The following is a 504-nucleotide window of genomic DNA, read 5'->3' as shown; positions in this document are numbered from 1 at the left end:
CTAAACTTGTAGTTGTTAGTTGATTCATATTTACAAATAAAAATGCTCCAAGCATTATAACTAACGAACATAACAGCACTCGAAATACTTTCTTATTTGGCGCAAATCCCATCGCACTTGCTGTGAAAAAGCCAAAGAATATCATAAAAGGATTATAAAATAAAGCAAATAAAAAGATGAGTATCATTTGAATGCATGCCCATAAAATAAACGTCTTCTGAACAAAATATAGCTGACGGTATGTGATAATAAAAAGTATCAACATACTGCTTCCTAGCACAAGCTTCCATCCTGATGCTTGTGCTAAGTGATAAATTGGAAATAATAGATAAACAAACCACATGTATGGAAAAAATCCCATATGTTTCGGAAAAATCTCAATCCTCTTCTTCTCTATCATTTATACCGCTTCCTGTCTTTTTCTTATATATATTGATACTACAACAAATATAAGGAAATAACCTCCTAATACCGCGATATTTTCCCATCCAATTGATTTTCCAG

2 pseudogenes are annotated in these 504 nt (G+C 31.9%); both read right to left on the bottom strand.

Annotation, left to right across the window (positions count from 1 at the left end):
- Positions 1-400, bottom strand: a pseudogene (locus SB717_RS33535) (sensor histidine kinase); the annotation flags it as partial.
- Positions 401-504, bottom strand: a pseudogene (locus SB717_RS33530) (ABC transporter permease); the annotation flags it as partial.

Source organism: Priestia sp. SIMBA_032, from assembly GCF_046535215.1.
Taxonomy (GTDB): domain Bacteria; phylum Bacillota; class Bacilli; order Bacillales; family Bacillaceae_H; genus Priestia; species Priestia aryabhattai.
The sequence above is the reverse complement of the archived record's forward strand: the minus strand, read 5'-3'. Positions and strand labels throughout refer to the sequence as shown.